The organism is Streptomyces sp. NPDC038280, from assembly GCF_055600045.1.
The window spans coordinates 169,794-184,799 of record NZ_JBVJYZ010000012.1 but is presented as its reverse complement, the minus strand read 5'-3'; the positions used below and the strand labels follow the sequence as shown (position 1 = coordinate 184,799).

Genomic DNA, 15,006 nt, shown 5'->3' with positions numbered 1-15,006 from the left:
GCTCGTCACCGTCGGTGGGAGGCCCGCTATGACCTCACTCGGCCAGGGCGCGGCGCAGGGTGGCACCGAGTCCGGCGATCTGCCGCTGTGACCCCTCGTCGGACAGGACCGACTGCGAACCGTGGAAGGTCCGGGGCCACTCGTGCAACTCGACCGACACGCCCGCTTGCAGCAGCCGCAGCGTGTAGGCGTTGTCCTCGTCGCGGTTCGGACACAACTCCGAGGCGGAGACAGAGGCCGGCGGCAGGCCGGACAGGTCGGCGGCCCGCGCGGGGGCGGCACACGGTGTGGCGGATGCTCAGCCCAGATAGTGCCGCCACGACGCGGCGATCCTGCCGCGATGGAACAAGGGCGTATCGGTGAGTGCCGCGCAGGCCACGTCTCCTGCCCTCGTCGAGCGAGGCCTCGCTGAGCAACTGGAAGCCGATCTGCGGGCCCCGCTCGTTACGCCCACGCAACGACACCGCTGCCGCGAGGTTCGCGCCGGCACCGTCTCCGACCGCGATCCGTGCCGGGGCTATGCCGAGCTCGGCCGCCCAGGTCAGCACGGCGTAGGTGGCGTCGAGGGCGCCCGGGAACGGGTGCTCGGGGCCGGGCGGTAGCCCACCGGGATCACCACCGCGCCGAAGCCTTCCGGCAGCCGGGTGGCCCACGGATGCTCGGTGTTCAGGTCCCCCATGGCGAATGCGCCGCCATGCAGCCAGACGATGGCGCCCTGGGCGCGGTCCGGGCGGTAGATCCGCACCGCCGCGTCCGGATCGGCGGACACCCATGCGGTCCTCGGCCTTCATGCCCGTGGCGTCCGGCGTCGACGGCGCGACGGCAGGCTCGGCGTAGTTCTTGCGCGCGGCGACCGGATCGCTCAGATCTTGTTTGGGGAGCAGCGGGATGACTGCTTCGAGTTCGCGGTTCATGTCGGCCATCCTCGCGGCCGTCACCTACGGGATCATCCGCCAACTGTCGGGAATCCCCATCGGATCACGCACCGATCGGCGCCTGCCCTTCGGCCGTGGAGGCCCTGTCCTCTGCCAGGATGCTGTCACCCCAGGGGAAACGAGTACACGTCGTGCCTTGGAGCGGGTGCGGACAGGCCCGCCGAGAGGCGGCAGGCGCGTCCCCGTTCAAGCCGCGGCCGTTGGATTCGCTGATTCGGCGGCGCGGCGGTATTCGGCGTTGATGCGCTGAGCCTCTTCGAGTTGGTCTTCGAGGATGACGATGCGGCAGGCGGCCTCGATCGGGGTGCCCTGGTCGACGAGTTCGCGGGCGCGGGCGGCGATGCGCAGCTGATAGCGGGAGTAGCGGCGGTGGCCGCCTTCGGAGCGCAGTGGGGTGATGAGGCGGGCGTCTCCGAGGGCGCGGAGGAAGCCGGGGGTGGTGCCGAGCATGTCTGCGGCCCGGCCCATGGTGTAGGCGGGGTAGTCGTCGTCGTCGAGACGGCCGTACGAGTCGTCTGCTGTCATCTCACCTCTCTGTGGAACGCATGGAGGGGCCCTGATGCCATACGGCACCAGGGCCCCGAAGGAACTACTACACCATCTGCCGGCCCCAATGCTGCGCCGGCCTTGTGTGTCCGCCGACCCGACCGAGATGCTGTCGGGGATGCGGGGATCGCGGTTGCTTGACCGGAGACCACCTCACTATCGATGTCCTGCGGTACCCGGGCTCAAGACGTCCGCCCGGGCGATCCTGATGGTGCTCGGCCCCTCCGTTCTTCCCTCTGGATCAATCACTTACCAAACGGGAACTGCGTACTGCTGTTACTGCGAACTGCACTTACGGGTACTGCCACTGCGGTACTGCTCACGGTGGCCCCTGATCACCGCGGGCCACCCGGTCCGGTCACCAGTCCCGTCGCCGTCCTGCAACCGCTCTGGCTTCGAAACTCCGTCACCGCACCGTCCTGCGAACTGCAACTGCGGGTACTGCTGCCCGGCAGTTCACCTCTGCCGGGCCCTTCTCGATCTCGGCTACGAGAGAAACCATAACCACACCACCGCCCAATGTCTACTCCGGCCAACATAGATTTCCGCGTGTTCGGTGATGAGGTAATCGACCTCGAACAGTGACAGGAAGGCGCAAGGGCGGCCCTCGCCGGGTTACCCGCCACAGGCCAGGGCGCGAGCAACACGCAGGCATGACCGGGCTTTGGCGATCCAGAGACCATGGTGAACCTGACGGACACGATGAGCCTGAACATCGCAACCGCCCGCTCCACCGCTCCGTTGCCGACGCCCGCGAGAGCACCCGAGCCTTCCTCGGCGGCCTCGTCCCAATCGGAGCCGAGGCCGCCGGCACTGGGATCCCGGCCGTCCCGGAACTCGTCACCAACGCCCTGCGCCACGCAGGCGGCACCCGGACCCTGGACGTGACCGCGCACCCCGACGGCATCGAGGTGGCCGTCCATGACCCCAGCCCGCGGGCGCCGCGACATGCGCACCCCCGACCTGAACGGCGGCGCCGGAGGCTTCGGCTGGCCCATGGTCAACCGCCTCGTCCGCGCCACCCACATCGCAGTCGCCCCCGGCGCCAACAACCTCTCGGAGTCCACAGTCCGCCGCCAAGGCGCGACGAGCTGATCGGACTACTCGCCACCCAGGCACCACGCCTGGACCGCGCCCAACCGCCGTCGCATGTGCACTGGTCGAGCGCTCTGCGCGCTCTGCTCGTCCTGACGAACCTCGAAGCCGCGCCTGCCCGGTGACGGCGGCGTCCGTGGTGGCCTCGGCCAATGCGAGCAGGCCGCCAGCGAGGTGCCGAGACCGCTGAAGCGTGCCGCCGGGAAGACCAGGCGCGCCAGGGCCGTCTTTGCGGTCAGGAGGGTCGGCGGCATCGCGTCGGCGGCCGGAAGCCCGAACAGGTCTTCTTCAACACTGGTGGCCGGGTCCCCAGACGCGGCGGCGGCCGAGGACGCACCGGCATCCATGATCCGTGGCTTTGAGGCTACCGGCCGATCAGCGGCAGTACCGCAAAGGTCTGGTCCTGCCAGATCAGGCGCGAGGTCTCCTCCGGGTAGGCGGTGACGGCCGGCCGGGTATCGAAGAGCTGCACGAGGCGTTGCTCGGTGTCGTACGCGGTCCAGCCGGGGTCGCCGTGGGCGGCGAACGCCGTCCACGCGGCGCGCATGCGTGCGGACAGCGCCTCAGCCTCCGGGGAAGGGCTTTCGCCGATCAGCATGGCGGGCTGGCCGCGGTCCAGGTTGCCGAAGGTGAGCGGCACGTCGAGGCCGTGACAGGCGCCGAGGGCACCGCCCATGCCCGGGGCGGTCCAGGTCAGCTCGTAGACGTGGGCACGGCCGCCGGCGGCGGTCTGGGCCTGGGCGAGGTGGAGGCTCGGCATGCGGAACAGCCAGTCGGAGTGGACCAGTTCGTACAGCTCGTCGGGGCCCGCGGCCGGAAAGCCGTCACGGTAACGGCGTGCGCCGTCCTGGCCGGGGCCGAAGACGTGCAGGGCGGTTGCCGCCTGCTCCTGTGTCACCTGGCCGAGCAGGCCGTCGAGCGCGGTGAGCAGCCGCTGCTCGTCGCGAGTGTGGCCGACGAGGAGTTCGATCTCCCGGCCGGCGCCGTCGGCCAGGGCCTGCCATGGAGCGACAGGCAGAGCATCACCCTCGACGACCGGCGAGAACGGGATCGACCTGTGCGCGGCCTGACCCCAGCGTTCCGTCCACTGGGCCATCTTGCCGCCGACCACATCACCGGCGGCGGACAGCTGGGCCGGGGTCACCGTGGACAGGTCGGCCACCGTGGGCCGCAATCCCAGCTCGGCGGCGCAGGAGGTGGCGATGTCGGCGGCGAGCTCCGGCGAGAAGAACGTGCCCTGCACACTCTGCGCGACGGCCCGGCCGAAGAGCCCGGCCGCACGCGGCATCGCCAGCAGCGCGGCGACCGATCCGGCGCCCGCCGACTGGCCGAAGACCGTGACGCGGTCCGGGTCGCCGCCGAAGGGACGGATGTTGTCACGCACCCACTCCAAAGCGGAGACCTGGTCCAGCAGACCCCGGTTGGCGGGCGCGCCCTCGATCTGTCCGAAACCCTCAAGTCCCACACGGTAGTTGAACGTCACCACGACGACGCCGCCGTCACGCGCCAGGCGCCCGCCGTCGTACTCGGGAAGACCGGACATGCCGACCGTGTAGGCACCGCCCTGGATCCACACCATCACCGGCAGCCCCGCAGCCGGGCCCGGCTCGGGCGACCAGACGTTGACCGTCAGCCAGTCGTCGCCCATCGCATCCTGCGACAGCGCGGCCATGCCGAGAGCGCCGCCCTGAGGGGGCGGCGGTCCGTACGACACCGCCGTCCGCACGCCGTCCCATGCCCGTACCGGCTGGGGCGCGGCGAAACGCAGCGAGCCGACCGGCGGCTCGGCGAACGGGATGCCACGGAAGACCGCCACACCCGCCTCCCGGCTGCCGCGCAACGCCCCGGCCACCGCGCGGACTTCGGGCTGGGACCCGGCCGGCTCGGACGCGACAACGGTCATCACAACTCCCTCGCTGGGCAGGTGGAGCGCGATCACAAGGGTTCGCGTCGACCAGAACACCCGGATCATCCCGCTGCATCAAGATGCGTGCCATCCATTTACGGATGGCCCGGACTCATGGAAGAGGGCACCGCCGACTACAGGTCGACGCCCTGCTGCGGGCCGGCGTCGACCACGAGAACATCCACGTCGACACAGCGAGCGGCACGGAGGCACAGCGGCCGAAGCCCGACCTTGGGGAAGAGTCCGGCGCGGGGTTCGGGGTTCTCAGGAGGCCGCCGCCCTGAAGGCCGGCCGGGATCGTCTTGACCCTGACGCGCAGGTCAAGGGTTAGCGTCACCACGCCCCGCGGCGGACACATGCCGAGCCGCTGCCCGAAACCGCCCAGGAGCCTCCGCATGAGCACAACCCTGCCCCGCACCACCCGCGAAGTCCGGCTCGCCGCCATCCCTGAGGGACTGCCCACACACGATCACTTTGTCGTCGCCGAGACGCCGTTGCCCGAGCCTGGAGCAGGGCAAGTGCTCGTCAGGAACCGGTACTTCCTGGTCTTCCCCGGCCTGCGTACCTTGATCGGCGGGGAGGTCGAAGGAGTGCCGCTGCCTCTGTTGCGCAGTGGTGACACCCTCTTCGGCCCCTCCGTCGGCGAGGTCGTTGCCGCCCCGGACGACAGTCCCCTGCGCACGGGCGACGTCGTGGCACACATGCGCGGTTGGCGGGAGTACGCCCTGGTGTCCCCCGTCGAGTGCACTCCCTTGGACGATGCGTTGCCGGATCCGGTTGCGCACCTTGCCCAGGGATCGGCGGCCTATGGTGCGCTGACCCGCCTGGCCGACGTCCGCGTGGGTGACGTGGTCTTCGTCACCGGAGCGGCGGGAGCGGTGGGTTCCATGGCGGGGCAGATCGCCCGGTTACTGGGTGCCAGAAGGGTGATCGGCAGCACCGGCTCGCCGCAGAAGGCGGAGCGGCTGGTTTCCGAGCTGGGCTACGACGCGGTCGTGCTGCGAGGGACCCGGCCCGTCGCGGACCAGCTCGCCGAGGCAGCGCCCGAGGGCATCGACGTTCTGGTGGACACCGTCGCGGGAGAGCAGCTGATCGCAGCACTCGGTGCGGCGCGGCAGGGCGCGCGCTTCGCCTTGGTGGGGGCTCTGTCGGGACAGCTGTCGGCGCAGAGGGCCGGCGGCAGCGCGCCGGTGGAGATCGATGCCTTCCGCCTCGTGGTCAAGGGCATCTCGCTGCGCGGATACAGCGGTGCCGACCACCCTGATGTGGAGAAGGAGTGGACCGGTCGCTTCGGTGAGTGGCTGCGCTCCGGCAAGATCAGCTTCCCTCACACTCGGATCGCGGGCATTGATCGCGCACCGCACGCGTTGCAGGAATTGATCGAGGGCCGACACTTCGGCGCTGTCGTCGTGGAGTTGTAGCTCGGCGATGCGCCGGCGGCTCCGCAGGTGGGCGGGCAGAGACAAGGAGTGGGAGACAGTGCGGATCGGCGAAGCGGCAGCGGCGGCCGGCACCACGCCCAGGGCACTGCGGTTCTACGAGCAACGCGGGTTGCTACCCCCGCCCGTCCGCACGGCCTCAGGACAGCGGGAGTACGGGCCCGGCGAAGTCGCGCGGGTCCGCATCATCCGCGACCTGCTAACCCTCGGACTCACCGTCAAGGACCTGCAAAGTTGCGCCGACCGCCTTCATCTGCTCACCGAGGACTTGCCGCCGCGTTGTGGTTCTGTCGCACCCGGCGCTGCCGCCTCCGGGATCGTCGGCCGACGGCTCGCTGCCCTCGATGCCGAGATCGGCCGGCTGGCCGGGCTCCGCGAGAGCCTCGCGCGGCGGGCTGCCGGAGATTGACGTCGACCATTCCCTCGCGTCACCCGACCTGACCCTGACGCCGAACTGCTTGCAGCCACGGTGACCTCGAGAGCTGTGAAGACGAGCAGGCGGAGCCGGACGACGCGGTCAAGGGCCCTGGAGGGCGTCGGCCACCTGGTCACCAAGCTGTCGAGCGGTCAGCGGTCAGCGGTCAGCGGTCAGCGGTCAGCGGTCAGCGGTCAGCGGAACGGTTTCATCGATCTCCTGGGCTGAAGCCGAGTCCGACCTGGCGCGGCGCGAATTCCCAGAAGGGTTCCCTGAAGGCTTCGGGCTCCTTGATGATGCGGTCTGACCTGTGGCTCACGAGTGGAGCAGGACACGCTTGCGGAGGAGATCGAGCCTGCCCGGCCGAACATCTGGCGCTTGAGCATCTTGCTGCGGTCGACGTGTCCTTCGACAACGAATTCCGGGGCAGGGTGAGACCGGCGATGACGCATCGAGGTCACGGTCGATGCCTGCGGCGAGGGTGTACAGGCTGAGGAGGTCGTCTCGCCGGAGGGCGTCGAGCCACAGCGGCAGCCGTTCGTCCTGGCGCTCGGTGAGCATCTGGCCGAAGGACCGGACGTGACCGGTGAGGGCGTCGCGTTCGGGGCAGTGGCCCACGACGGCCTTCAGCCGAAGGTGGTCGGTCTCGGTCAGGGACTCGGACCCGGCGGAGGATGCATCCGGCGACGAGGCGGGGTGACGGTGGCCGAGCGGTGACCGGGCCCGGTGAGGCTGAGTACTGGCGACCCTCACGTCCCCGACGGCCGCGGCTGCTCCGGCGGAACCGAGCTCTCGGCAACCGCCATCCACTGGTCCAGGTCGGACTGGGTGAACTCTGCCCACGGTGGGATTCCCGGGAGCTGGCGGAGGAGGTCGTAGGCCTCGGGGATCTGGGGGCCACGGAGGACCGGGCAATGGCAGCCGGCGATGACCTCGGCGTTCAGGTGTTGGAAGTCGGTGACGACCGTCCGGAATTTTTGGGCGTCCAGCAGGGCGACCCAGGGGGAGACCAGGCTTCCGCCGAAGAACTGGCCGTCGCGGAATTCGTCCGGCGACAGCGCTGCTATTTCGGGCATGGGGGTCGGCACATTCGTGGCGAAGGTGTCGACGGCCCAAAGGACATTGGTCTTCGGGTCGAAGAGGGCTCGGGTTGTGGGGTTGTCATACAGGGGCGGTCGTTTGGCGACCAGAGTGCGGTCGCCCGCGTCGATCGTGTCGCCGTCGGTCATGAAGCGGCACCGGTTGATGGGGGTCTCCCACTCCTCAGCCATGCGCCCGATGGAGAACCATGTCGTCAGCAGGGTCGCGTTCGGGCACTCGGCGAGGACTGCCAGGAGGTTGCCGGCGTGGTCGCGGTCGTCGTGGGTGAGAAAGATCCACCGTACGTCCAGGGGGTCCACGACGGACCAGGCTGCCTCCAGCCACTGGGAGCGCACTGCGGGTGCCCCGGTGTCCACGAGGACCGGTTCGGCTCCCCGGATCACCATCGAGTTCATCGGGAAGTGGCCGACCGGCGGAGCCTCGAGGGCCCATGGGATGACGAACGTCTCCTCGGCGATCTTGTACGGCTGCAGAAGGTTGAACGTTTCCATGTTTGTCATCACTGCTCTCCCTAGGAGGAGTCTCCGCAGTGTCCGTGAATCCAGTGCAGCCCCGTGCCGGGCTGTCGTCAAACCCAGAACTCGTGAGGTTGGCTTCAGTGAGCGACGAGGGGTGCGCGGTCGGCGGCCGGCAGGCCTTCGCAGCCGAAGGACACGGTGGCCCGGGTGCGCCTCCTGGAGATCGACACCCCGGGGCGCGGCGACTGCTTCGCCGCCGGGCCACCGACCGCACGACCGCGTTCCTGCCGCCAGGCAGCCCAGCCAGGATGTCAGGGAGCAGTGGCTTGCCGGCCATCGCTGCTTGCGACTGCTTGTTCAGACGAGCGCCGGTGCGGGAGCGGGCAGGTAGGGAGTGATGTTGCGCCAGGCGCGCTCGATGTACTCCTCCTTCTCGCCGACCGGGGCGACATAGTGCAGCGCGTCTTCGGCGGCGTCGTTGCCCTCCAGGCGGGCGATGATCCAGGCGGCGAGGTAGTGCGAGGCCAGGCAGCCGCCGGCGGTGGCGATGTTGTCCTTGGCGTAAAAGGGCTGGTTGAGCACGTCAACGCCGGCGGCGACGACCCAGGGCTTGGTGATCAGGTCGGTGCAGGCGGGGATGTCGTTGAGCAGGCCGAGCTTGGCCAACACGAGCGCGCCGGAGCACTGCGCCGCGATGAGTTGGCGCGAGGGGTCCAAGCCGCGCAGGACCTTCATGATCGCTGGGTCTTCGACGACCTCGCGGGTGGCAATACCACTGCCAACGATGACGGCGTCAGCCGCGCACGCCTCCTCAAGAGTTGACATCTGTTCGATTGTGACCCCGTTCATCGACGTCACCTTGGGGCTGGGGGTGGCGATGGTGACGCGCCAGCCATCGGTCTTGATGCGATTGAGCACACCGAGCGCGATCAGAGAGTCGAGCTCGTTGTAGCCCTCGAAGGTGAGGATGGCGATGTGCATGGCGGCTGTCCTTCCGGGTGAGTGGATCTTGACGGTAAGGAGCCGCGACCAGGACAGTCAAAGAATTGTCATGGATACAATTCGGCGCATGGCAGTCTCGCGGTACAAGCAACTGGTCGACGCGCTCGCGTCCGACATCCGGACGGGGCGGCTCGCCGCAGGTGTGCGGCTGCCGACACACCGCGGGCTTGCCGCCCGCGAGGGCATCGCCGTAGTGACCGCGACTCGGGTCTACGCCGAGCTGGAAGCGATGGGCCTGGTGAGCCGGGAACAGGGCCGCGGCACGTTCGTGCGTGACATCCAGGTGCCCGCTGGTCACGGCATCGATCAGCAGGTCGTCGCCAGGGATGCGGTCGACCTCAACTTCAACTATCCGTCGCTGCCCGGCCAAGCTGATCTGCTACGGCAGGCCTTGCGAGAGGTGGCCACCTCTGGTGATCTCGACTCGCTGCTGCGCTACCAACCACATCGAGGGCGTCCCCAGGACAGAGCCTCGATCGCACGGCATCTGGGGCGTCGAGGAATCACCACAGACGCGGAACAGATCCTCATCGCCAACGGTGCCCAGCACGGCCTGGCCATCACCGTCATGGCCACGCTCAACGCCGGCGACGTCGTCGCGGTCGACGCACTCACCTATCCGGGTTTCAAGGTGCTCGCGCACGCCTTTCACCTCGACCTGGAGCCCATACCCACAACCGCCAACGGGCCGAATCTTGATGCCCTGGAGAAGTTGTGCGCGACCCGCCCTGTGCGCGCGATCTACACCATGCCCACCTTGCACAACCCTCTGGGCTGGGTCATGCCGGCAACTGACCGCATCCGCCTGATCGAGATCGCTCGAGAGCACGGCCCGCTCATCATCGAAGACGCCTCGTACGCCTACCTGGTCGAGGACCCTCCGCCGCCTCTGGCTGAAACCGCGCCGGACATCACCGTCTACGTCTCGGGACTTTCCAAGAGCATCGCCACCGGCCTCCGGGTCGGCTTCGTCGTCGCCCCGCCGTCCACGGTGCCGTCGCTCGAACGCGCGATCCGGGCGACCACCTGGAACACCCCGGCCCTCACCACCGCGATCGCCTGCCGCTGGCTTGAAGACGGCACGGTGGACCACTTGGAAGCGCAGAAGCGGGACGACGCCAAGGCCCGCCAAGCACTGGCCAGACAAGAGCTGGCAGGCCTACCACTCATCAGCCACCCCTCGTCCTACTTCACGTGGCTGCCGCTGCCCGATGACGCACGTGCCGATCGCCTGACCGCCACCCTCGCGCGTCAGCACATTTCGGTATCCACGGCGGAGCCGTTCACCACATCGGTGCACACACCACAGGCGCTCCGCCTCGCTCTGGGCTCGACCGACCTGGACCGTCTCCAGTCGACACTGCGTACAGTGCGACGAGTCGCTCTCGAGGACGCCTACGCCTGAACTCCTCTCGACCAGCCGATTCCTGCCCGCACCGAGGTCTGCGTACGAAGGATCGTCGGCGCTGGAGGCCTGAGGAAACCCGGTCGGCGCACGACCCGAGACGGATGAGGAAATCACGGTCTTCGCAGGCTGGTGACGCTCGAAACGTTCACGAGCCTTCCACCGCCGTGCCGCTCTTCACAGGTCCGCTCGCCCTGCGAACGCGGCCTCGGTTTCGCATACGGACGGCCCTGTAAGTGGCGTTTCGGCTCTGGTCGCGGTTCGTGGCAGCCCCGACCAGGGCCCCGGACCGAGGCCGCTACGAAGTTGAACCCTTAATGGGGCTCGACGAATCCGGCTCCGACCGGATCTGCGTGAATCACCACATAGGAACGCAGGAAGGTTGGTGACTGAAGTGTCAGTGGGTGCCGCTACCTTCGGCATCATGCCGATGGATGCAAACCCCCTGTCCGTGCTGTCAGCCGAACCTTCGGGTGAGACGTTGGGGCTCAGCTTGCCGCCAGGGTCGCTCGTCACCGAAACGCACTCGGGCCCGTGGCCCGAACCACTGCTCTGGGTTGCCGACGGGATCGCCGCTTCAGGTGCCTGGGCCCAGTACGCGCCGGCCCGGGATGCGGTGGGGCTTCAGCCTGTTCTTCTTGAGGACGACGCGCGCATCGCGGGCTGGTGGAACAGCGAGCTGGATCCCGCCATGATGTCGGCTCCCGGCGATCACGACGCGGAGGCCGTCCTCAAAGAGTTCTGGCACGCTGCGGTGGCGGACACGGAGGAAAACGAGGACGAAGGGGACGAGTGCGCGACCATCGCCCCGTATACCGGCAACTGGCCGGGGCTGACCCTGGGGCAATTCGCGACGACAGCCCCGGACGCGATTGCTGCCCACGTTGCCGCCGGCCTCGTGAAGCACCGGCTTTCGAGCCCTCGGCTCGCCCTGGCCCCCGTGCTCCGGTCCGCAGACCTTCCGGCAGCGATCGGCTGGACCGGGCCTCTCAACCACGAGAACGACGTGGCTCGTCTGTGCGCTGTTCTCCGATCATGGGAGGACCGCTTCGGCGTCAGGGTGGTTGCCCTCTCCCACGACCGTCTGGACCTGTCCGTGGCGGCACCGCCCCAGACGGTAGGAGAAGCTCTCGCGGTCGCCGTGGAACACTTCGCCTTCTGCCCAGACCACATCTGGCAGGGACACGAGACCTTGCGCCTTTACGCGGAAGAGGCTCTGGTGGGCAACAGTCACTGGACGTTCTGGTGGGACTGAGGGAGCGTTCAGGTGTTTTCTGGCGCCATACCCCTGCTCACTTCCGCATGTCGATCAGGGGCAGGACTCGTCGGTCTTGACGACGGTGAAGGCTACTGGCTGGCCGGTGAACGCGGCGCCGGCCGCCGGGGCCTGCGTGCAGACCCTCCAGTTCGACTCCTGGAGAACCATGCGGGCCTGTGAGGAGGCGTCCTTGACGGTGATGCTGGCGTTCGACGGCAGGGCGGCCCGCACGGCCTTCATGCCCTGGCCCACAAAGTGAGGCATGGTGTCGCCCGCGGGCTTGGGTGCGGGGGCATCGCTGGCCGGACAGGTCTCGTCGAGCTTGACCGTGCCGAAGTCGATGGTCGTCTTCGTATCGATGTTCGTACCGCCCGCCGGGGTCTGGCTGCACACCTTCCAGTTCCGGTCGAAGGCCTGGAGCCGTGCCCGGCCGAGCGCGTCGTGGGACTTGAGGGCGTGGAAGCCGACGGCCTGGGCTTCGTCCTGGGCGACTTGGAGCCCCTTGCCGACGAAATCGGGGAGCGTGGCGGTCTTGGCGCTGGGGGCTGTGGAGGAGGTGCTGGTCGCGGAAGCCGTCGGGCGCGGTGTGCTGGGCTTGTTGTCGGCGGCCTGGGGATTGCAGGCGGTGAGGGCGAGGAGGCCGACCGTGGTGAGAAGGGTGATGTGGTGTGTGCGCATCGCGCCATGTTCGCCCGAGCTGAGCTGCTGTGTGGGGTTTGTGACCGGTCCGTGACGCGCGAAAATCCGGCGCGGTACGGCGAACCTGTTCTTCCAGCTCATCGCGTCACGCTACGAGCAGGGCTCTGTGATGGTCACCTCGAATCTCCCCTTCGGCCGGTGGGGAGAGACCTTCTCGGATGACGTCGTGGCCGCCGCGATGATCGACCGGGTGGTCCACCACGCCGAGGTTCTCACCCTGACCGGCGACTCCTACCGCACCCGCCAGCGACGCGAACTGCTGAACAAGGAAAACGGCGCTGGACGCCGGTAGTTCACAGCGCCCACCAGCAATACAACCGCTGGCCGGAGGCCCGAGCGCGCTGAGCCAGTCCAGCCAGGCCCTTCAAGACGTCCGCCGCGACTTCGGCGCCGATCCGAATCTGCCGGAGTTCGTCGGTCCTAGACCACGGCTCAGCAAAGCGAACGAGGTCGTCCTGCGTCGCCGTGACGAGGGCATCGAACAGGGTGTCCGACAAGCTGACCACAAAGGGCGGGCCGTCTTCCGGCGATGACAGCAGCTGCCCGGACCGTGGGCGTTCGCTGGCCTCCTCATAGCTGCAGCCCGTCATGATGGCTTCGAGCTGGGCAATCGCGACGACTGGGTCGATGTTCTTGAGGAGGACCACGTCGAGCTCCGCCCGACCTGGTCCTCCCGGAGACTGCAGGACCGCGAGGGCAGCCTGGTCTTCAGGGGCGGAGAAGTAGTCGCACAGCGTCATGCCGCCGATTCTGGCATCCACGCCTGACACCTGCCGAAGTGATCAGGGCAGTTGACGACGAACAACATGGGGGTCAGTTTCAGAGCTCGCCGGGGGTCAGATTTCACCCCTCCGGAGGTGTGGGCGTCACCGTTTGCAGCGGAGTGCCGACAACTACCTGGCGGGTGGTGGCAGCCATCACGAGAGCGGGGTGATCCGGCTGTCTGATGAGACACCGCCCTCCCATCTCCCCCGCGGGCTGGGGGAGGAAGTTCGCCGAGGAATCCGCGGGCGCGACGACAGGGAGGGTCTCAGCCTTCTCCGGCTGAGTGCGTGTGGCGAGCTCCGTTCAGTACGGAGTCGAGCAGGCCGGGGAACAGCGCGTCCAGGTCGTCGCGGCGAAGCCGCACCAGCCGGGATCGGCCCTTGACGGTGGTCCAGGTGACGCCCGTCTCGCGCAGCACCCGGTAGTGGTGGGACAGCGTTGTTTGATGTACGTCCAGGTCGCCGCCGATGGCGTTGCAGCTCTCCTCGCCCGTCACGGCGAGCCGTTGGACGATCTCCAGCCGCACCGGATCGGCCAGCGCGCGCAGCACCTCCACCATCCGGATCGCCTCAATCGCCGGCTGGGACACCTCGCGCATCGCTTCCCTCCGTCCTGCCACGACCGCAGCTTAGCCATTCATTGATACATGGACAAGCATCCATGTATTGCTTACAGTGCCGATCACTCGAGCTAAGAGCGTTCCGAAAGGGCGGCACGACCCATGCTGAAGCGACTCCTCCCCCTGGCCCTGGCGACGTTCGCCGTCGGCACCGACAGCTACGTCATCGCGGGCCTGCTCCCCTCCATCGCTGTTGACCTGGAAGTGTCCACCCCAGCGGCCGGTCAGTTAGTGACGATCTTCGCCCTGACCATGGCGTTGTCCGCGCCAGTGATGGGGGCCCTCACCAGCGGCCTGGACCGGAGATCGGCATTGCTGATCGCATTGGGCGTGTTCGTGATCGGCAACGCCGCCACCGCCTTGGGCACCGAATACGAGGTGGTGATGGCAGCCCGCATCGTCACCGCCGTGGGAGCGGGCATCATCACCTCCGCCGCCTCCAGCACCGCGGCGGCCATCGCCCCGCCGGAACGCCGCGGCCGGGCATTGGCCTTGGTGCTGGGGGGCCTGACCTTGGCGACCGCGCTGGGACTGCCTCTCGGCACGCTGATCGGCCGCACCGACTGGCACCACACCCTCTGGGCCGTCGCCGGGATCGGCCTGCTGGCGGCCATCGGAATCGCCGTAGGCCTGCCCAGGGTGATGCTCCCCGCCGCATCGTTGTCCGACCGTCTGCGTCCACTCGGGCAGGGCCGCGTCCCGGCAGTGCTGGTGGTGACCTCCCTCGCCTTTCTCGGTACCTACTCCCTCTACACCTACATCGCCCCGGCCCTTCGGGACGCCACCGGCGGCAACGATTCGCTACTGACCCTGATCCTGCTGGCCTGGGGCGTCGGCATCCTCGCCGGGAACATCACTGCCGGACGCCTGGTCGACCGTCACGACTCCGCCCGCGTCCTCACCGCCGCCCTCGCCCTCGCGGCTCTCGCCCTGGCACTGACCCCGCTGGCGACCCGTACGCTCGCGTCCACCCTGATCTGGGCGGTGGTCTGGGGCATGACTGTCGGCGTCGTCGTAGTCCCGCAGCAGCACCGGCTCATCGCCCTCAGCCCCGCCGCCGCACCTGTCCTGCTCGGTCTCAACTCCTCCGCGCTCTACATCGGCATCGCCCTCGGCGGCGGTTTCGGTGCACTGGCACAAGAGTGGTTCGGGTGGGCGCCGGCCGACCTGGGACTGGTGGCTGCCGGCGTCACCGTCCTGACCCTCCTCTGGCACCTGGGAACCACCCGTCGCCCCGCCGCGCCCGCCCCCGTGACACCGGCGCCGGCCTCGGCCAACCCTGAGAAGTCCAAGGCATGACTGGTCCTCCCCCGTCGTGTGCCACCGGAGCCAATACTGGCTCGGGGCAGCCCGCCCGCGCACG

The 15,006-nt window shown here is 68.5% G+C and carries 14 protein-coding genes and 2 pseudogenes; 7 read left to right on the top strand and 9 right to left on the bottom strand.

Annotated features, from left to right (window positions below; translation table 11 throughout):
* Positions 1–34: 34 nt before the first annotated feature.
* The 3 genes and pseudogenes from ACZ7J0_RS23700 to ACZ7J0_RS23690 all read right to left on the bottom strand — a co-directional run bounded on the left by ACZ7J0_RS23700 (position 35) and on the right by ACZ7J0_RS23690 (position 1,460).
* Positions 35–247 (bottom strand): alpha/beta hydrolase, encoded by a 213-nt coding sequence (locus ACZ7J0_RS23700; protein WP_470890466.1) that lies wholly within the window; start codon positions 245–247, stop codon positions 35–37.
* Positions 248–350: 103 nt separating this feature from the next.
* Positions 351–679, bottom strand: a pseudogene (locus tag ACZ7J0_RS23695) (alpha/beta hydrolase fold domain-containing protein); the annotation flags it as partial.
* 442 nt (positions 680–1,121) lie between these two features.
* Positions 1,122–1,460 carry a MerR family transcriptional regulator gene (locus ACZ7J0_RS23690; RefSeq protein WP_470890410.1) on the bottom strand — a complete coding sequence of 113 codons (339 nt, stop codon included), beginning with the start codon at positions 1,458–1,460 and terminating at the stop codon, positions 1,122–1,124.
* Between the two features lie 702 nt (positions 1,461–2,162).
* On the opposite strand from ACZ7J0_RS23690, the pseudogene ACZ7J0_RS23685 reads away from it, so the two are divergent.
* Positions 2,163–2,576: pseudogene (locus ACZ7J0_RS23685) on the top strand (ATP-binding protein).
* A gap of 364 nt (positions 2,577–2,940) precedes the next feature.
* Here ACZ7J0_RS23685 and ACZ7J0_RS23680 read toward each other — a convergent pair.
* Positions 2,941–4,479 (bottom strand): carboxylesterase/lipase family protein, encoded by a 1,539-nt coding sequence (locus ACZ7J0_RS23680; protein WP_470890408.1) that lies wholly within the window; start codon positions 4,477–4,479, stop codon positions 2,941–2,943.
* 398 nt (positions 4,480–4,877) lie between these two features.
* Between ACZ7J0_RS23680 and ACZ7J0_RS23675 the strand changes: the two genes are divergently transcribed.
* Both ACZ7J0_RS23675 and ACZ7J0_RS23670 read left to right on the top strand, forming a co-directional pair.
* On the top strand, positions 4,878–5,903 hold the full coding sequence (locus ACZ7J0_RS23675) for an MDR family NADP-dependent oxidoreductase (RefSeq protein ID WP_470890406.1): 1,026 nt from the start codon (positions 4,878–4,880) through the stop codon (positions 5,901–5,903).
* Between the two features lie 58 nt (positions 5,904–5,961).
* The gene (locus ACZ7J0_RS23670) at positions 5,962–6,330 is read left to right on the top strand and encodes a MerR family transcriptional regulator (protein WP_470890404.1); all 369 of its coding nucleotides are present in this window, start codon (positions 5,962–5,964) and stop codon (positions 6,328–6,330) included.
* Between the two features lie 755 nt (positions 6,331–7,085).
* Here ACZ7J0_RS23670 and ACZ7J0_RS23665 read toward each other — a convergent pair.
* The gene (locus ACZ7J0_RS23665) at positions 7,086–7,937 is read right to left on the bottom strand and encodes an MBL fold metallo-hydrolase (protein WP_470890402.1); all 852 of its coding nucleotides are present in this window, start codon (positions 7,935–7,937) and stop codon (positions 7,086–7,088) included.
* 315 nt (positions 7,938–8,252) lie between these two features.
* Entirely contained in the window at positions 8,253–8,876 is a 624-nt protein-coding gene (locus tag ACZ7J0_RS23660) for a DJ-1/PfpI family protein (protein ID WP_470890401.1), read from the bottom strand.
* An 88-nt stretch (positions 8,877–8,964) separates the two neighbouring features.
* On the opposite strand from ACZ7J0_RS23660, the gene ACZ7J0_RS23655 reads away from it, so the two are divergent.
* Together ACZ7J0_RS23655 and ACZ7J0_RS23650 are read left to right on the top strand one after the other, a co-directional pair.
* Entirely contained in the window at positions 8,965–10,302 is a 1,338-nt protein-coding gene (locus tag ACZ7J0_RS23655; protein WP_470890399.1) for an aminotransferase-like domain-containing protein, read from the top strand.
* 424 nt (positions 10,303–10,726) lie between these two features.
* Positions 10,727–11,557: a DUF4253 domain-containing protein gene (locus ACZ7J0_RS23650; protein WP_470890397.1), complete on the top strand. Its 831-nt coding sequence runs from the start codon at positions 10,727–10,729 to the stop codon at positions 11,555–11,557.
* Positions 11,558–11,611: 54 nt separating this feature from the next.
* On the opposite strand, the gene ACZ7J0_RS23645 is transcribed toward ACZ7J0_RS23650, so the two are convergent.
* On the bottom strand, positions 11,612–12,238 hold the full coding sequence (locus ACZ7J0_RS23645) for a hypothetical protein (protein ID WP_470890395.1): 627 nt from the start codon (positions 12,236–12,238) through the stop codon (positions 11,612–11,614).
* Between the two features lie 64 nt (positions 12,239–12,302).
* Here ACZ7J0_RS23645 and ACZ7J0_RS23640 point away from each other — a divergent pair, with 64 nt between their 5' ends.
* A complete protein-coding gene (locus ACZ7J0_RS23640; RefSeq protein ID WP_470890464.1) occupies positions 12,303–12,551 on the top strand; it encodes an ATP-binding protein in 249 nt (82 codons plus the stop codon).
* 1 nt (position 12,552) lies between these two features.
* Here the strand turns inward: ACZ7J0_RS23640 and ACZ7J0_RS23635 are convergent, their stop codons facing one another.
* Both ACZ7J0_RS23635 and ACZ7J0_RS23630 read right to left on the bottom strand, forming a co-directional pair.
* A complete protein-coding gene (locus ACZ7J0_RS23635; RefSeq protein WP_470890393.1) occupies positions 12,553–13,020 on the bottom strand; it encodes a hypothetical protein in 468 nt (155 codons plus the stop codon).
* Positions 13,021–13,289: 269 nt separating this feature from the next.
* Positions 13,290–13,622 (bottom strand): ArsR/SmtB family transcription factor, encoded by a 333-nt coding sequence (locus ACZ7J0_RS23630; RefSeq protein WP_470890462.1) that lies wholly within the window; start codon positions 13,620–13,622, stop codon positions 13,290–13,292.
* Positions 13,623–13,745: 123 nt separating this feature from the next.
* Between ACZ7J0_RS23630 and ACZ7J0_RS23625 the strand changes: the two genes are divergently transcribed.
* A complete protein-coding gene (locus ACZ7J0_RS23625; protein WP_470890392.1) occupies positions 13,746–14,942 on the top strand; it encodes an MFS transporter in 1,197 nt (398 codons plus the stop codon).
* Positions 14,943–15,006: the final 64 nt, after the last annotated feature.

Coding starts and splice junctions, on each gene's coding strand:
- ACZ7J0_RS23675 (WP_470890406.1), top strand. CDS start 4,878: ATGAGCACAACCCTGCCCCGCACCACCCGCGAAGTCCGGCTCGCCGCC.
- ACZ7J0_RS23655 (WP_470890399.1), top strand. CDS start 8,965: ATGGCAGTCTCGCGGTACAAGCAACTGGTCGACGCGCTCGCGTCCGAC.
- ACZ7J0_RS23625 (WP_470890392.1), top strand. CDS start 13,746: ATGCTGAAGCGACTCCTCCCCCTGGCCCTGGCGACGTTCGCCGTCGGC.
- ACZ7J0_RS23650 (WP_470890397.1), top strand. CDS start 10,727: ATGCCGATGGATGCAAACCCCCTGTCCGTGCTGTCAGCCGAACCTTCG.
- ACZ7J0_RS23665 (WP_470890402.1), bottom strand. CDS start 7,937: ATGACAAACATGGAAACGTTCAACCTTCTGCAGCCGTACAAGATCGCC.
- ACZ7J0_RS23690 (WP_470890410.1), bottom strand. CDS start 1,460: ATGACAGCAGACGACTCGTACGGCCGTCTCGACGACGACGACTACCCC.
- ACZ7J0_RS23680 (WP_470890408.1), bottom strand. CDS start 4,479: ATGACCGTTGTCGCGTCCGAGCCGGCCGGGTCCCAGCCCGAAGTCCGC.
- ACZ7J0_RS23660 (WP_470890401.1), bottom strand. CDS start 8,876: ATGCACATCGCCATCCTCACCTTCGAGGGCTACAACGAGCTCGACTCT.
- ACZ7J0_RS23630 (WP_470890462.1), bottom strand. CDS start 13,622: ATGCGCGAGGTGTCCCAGCCGGCGATTGAGGCGATCCGGATGGTGGAG.
- ACZ7J0_RS23645 (WP_470890395.1), bottom strand. CDS start 12,238: ATGCGCACACACCACATCACCCTTCTCACCACGGTCGGCCTCCTCGCC.